At 74.6% G+C, this 3,171-nt stretch carries 1 protein-coding gene; it reads left to right on the top strand.

The genetic code is table 11. The annotated features are described in order from the left end of the window. Positions 1 to 3,171, top strand: a 3,171-nt coding sequence (locus tag IEZ12_RS27250; RefSeq protein ID WP_189275592.1) for an SDR family NAD(P)-dependent oxidoreductase, incomplete at both ends; no start/stop codon positions are given.

Raw genomic sequence — 3,171 nt, 5'->3', positions numbered from 1 at the left:
GGGCATTCGCAGGGCGAGATCGCGGCGGCGTACGTGGCGGGCGCGCTGTCCTTGGAGGACGCCGCCAAGGCGGTCGCTCTGCGCAGCAAGGCCCTGGTCGCCCTGGCCGACCAGGGCGGGATGGTCTCCATAGGCCTCGGGCATGAGCAGGCCGCCGAGTTCGTGGCCCGTTGGGACGGCCGGCTGACGGTGGCGGTGGTCAACGCCCCTGGCTCGGTCGTCGTGTCGGGCGATCTGGACGCGCTGGACGAGCTGTTGACGGCCTGTGAGGCCGACGGCATCCGGGCCCGCCGACTGCCGGTCAACTACGCGGCGCACTCCGCGCAGGTCGAGGCGATCCGCGAGCAGTTGCTGACCGACCTCGCCGAGATCTCGCCCCGGTCGGCGACGATCCCGTTCTTCTCGACGGTGACCGGCGAGGAGATCGACACCGCCGGCCTCGACGCCGACTACTGGTACCGCAACCTCCGCGAACCGGTGCTGTTCGACCGGACCACCCGGCTGCTGCTCGCCTCGGGCAGCGATCCCGTCTTCGTCGAGATCAGCCCGCACCCGGTGCTCACGCCTGCGCTGGAGGAGCACGAGGCGGGTGTGGTGACCGGGACGCTGCGCCGCGACCACGGCACCCCGGCCGAGTTCCTGGCCGCCGCGGCGCGGCTGTTCGTCGCGGGCGTGCCGGTGCAGTGGCCGTTCCCCGAAGGGGAGCCGGTGGCGCTGCCCACCTACCCCTTCCAGCGGACCCGGTTCTGGCTCGCCGGCGGCGCGGGAGACGTGTCCGCGGCCGGGCTCGACTCGGTGGACCACCCGCTGCTCGGCGCCGCCGTCGAGGTGGGCGAGCAGCGGGTCCTGACGGGTCGGCTCTCCCTGGCCACCCACCCCTGGCTCGCGGACCACTCCGTGCTCGGGACGGTGCTGCTGCCCGCGACGGCGTTCGTGGAACTCGTGGTGCACGCGGCCGGAGCGGCAGTGGAGGAACTGGTCCTGGAGGCGCCGCTGGTGCTGCCCGCCGACGGCGCGGTGGACGTGCAGGTCGTCGTGGGCGAGCCGGACGAGACCGGCCGCCGGACGGTCGACGTCCGGTCCCGTACGGACGGCTGGGTACGGAACGCCACCGGCACGGTGAGCGGGAAGCCGGTGGTCGGGCAGGAGCTGACGCAGTGGCCGCCGGCCGGCGCGGAACCGGTCGCCGGGCTCTACGACACGCTCGCCGCGGCGGGCTACGAGTACGGACCGGCCTTCCAGGGCGTGCAGGCGGTGTGGCGTCGCGGCGACGAGGTGTTCGCCGAGGTCACCGTCCCGGACGCGGCCCGGTTCTCCGTCCATCCGGCCCTGCTCGACGCCGCCCTGCAGCCGCTGGCGCTGCTGGCCGGTACGGAGGGCGACGTGCGGCTGCCGTTCTCGCTGGGCGGGATCGCGGTCCACCGCACCGGTGTGACCTCCGCGCGCGTGCGGCTGGCGGCGGTGCGCCCCGGCACGTACGCCGTCCACCTGGCGGACCGGTCCGGCGAGCCCGTGGCGACCGTCGAGGCGCTGACCACCCGTCCGATGGCCGAACGCGGCCCGCTGTACGCCCTCGAATGGATTCCGCTGCCCCCCGCCGAAGGCGTGCTCGGCGACGCCGTCGTCTCGCCCGGCTCGGTCGCCGAGGCGCTGACGGCCGTCCAGGACTTCCTGGCCGGGCCCGGCGAACGGCTCGTGGTGCACACCCGGGGCGCGGTCGCCGTCGTCCCCGGTGACGCGGTGAGCGACCCGGAGGCCTCGGCCGTCTGGGGCCTGGTCCGGTCCGCGCAGTCCGAGCACCCCGGCCGATTCGTGCTGGTGGACGCCGACGAGCTGCCCGACGGCCTGTCGGTCGGCGACGAGGACCAGGTGGCGGTGCGCCAGGGGGCCGTCCACGTGCCCCGGCTCGTGCGCTCCGCACCGGAGGAGGCGCTCGACGGACGGCTGACGCAGACCGGCACGGGCAGCCTGGACGACCTCGCCTTCCTGCCGTACGAGCAGGCCCCGCTCGGGGCCCGGGAGGTGCGCGTCGCCGTGCGGGCGGCCGGCCTGAACTTCCGGGACGTGCTGATCGCCCTCGGCGTCTACCCGGACCCGGCGCTGCTCGGCAGCGAGGGCGCGGGCGTCGTCACCGAGGTCGGCGCCGAGGTCACCGGGCTGCGGCCGGGCGACCGGGTCGCCGGACTGCTGCCCGGCGCGTTCGGCCGAGTGGCCGTCGCCGACCACAGGGCGCTGGTGCGGATCCCCGACGAGTGGACGTTCACCCAGGCCGCCAGTGTGCCGATCGCGTTCATGACCGCGTGGTACGGGCTGTTCGACCTCGGCGAACTGCGCCCCGGCGACCGGGTGCTGATCCACGCGGGCACCGGCGGCGTCGGCATGGCCGCCGTCCAGCTGGCACTGAACAGCGGCGCGGAGGTGTTCGCCACCGCGAGCCCCGCCAAGTGGGACGCCCTGCGCGCCCTGGGGCTGGACGACGACCACATCGCCTCGTCCCGGACCCTGGAGTTCGCCGACCGGTTCGGGCCCTTCGACGTGGTGCTGAACTCGCTGTCCGGCGAGTTCCTGGACGTCTCGCTGCGGCTGCTCGCGCCCGGCGGGCGGTTCGTGGAGATGGGCAAGGCCGACATCCGGCCCGGCGTGCTGGCCTTCGACCTGGCCGACGCGGGACCGGAGCGGCTGGCGGAGATCCTGGCCGAGGTCGTCCGGCTGCTCGGCGCGGGCGAGCTGCGCCTGCCACCGCTCACCACCTGGGACGTCCGCCGCGCGCGGGACGCCTTCCGGTTCATGAGTCGGGCGGCGCACGTCGGGAAGATCGTTCTGACTGTTCCGGCGGGTTTCGATGCGGCGGGGACGGTGTTGATCACCGGTGGTACGGGGACGTTGGGCGGTCATGTGGCTCGGCATCTGGTGGCCGAGCGGGGTGTGCGGCACGTGGTGCTGGTCAGCCGTAGTGGTGGCGGCGCGGCGTTGTGCGAGGAGTTGGCCGGGCTGGGCGCGGAGGTGACCGTCGCGGCGTGTGACGTGGCGGATCGGGACGCGCTGGCGGCGGTGCTGGACTCGATTCCGGCCGAGCACCCGCTGACCGCGGTCGTGCATGCGGCCGGTGTGCTCGACGACGCCGTGGTGGAGTCGCTGACTCCCGAACGTCTGGCCGCGGTCTGGGAGCCG

This window comes from Kitasatospora griseola, assembly GCF_014648555.1.
In the GTDB taxonomy this organism is placed as follows: domain Bacteria; phylum Actinomycetota; class Actinomycetes; order Streptomycetales; family Streptomycetaceae; genus Kitasatospora; species Kitasatospora griseola.
Note: the sequence above shows the minus strand (reverse complement) of the source record. Positions and strands in the feature narration are given on the sequence as shown.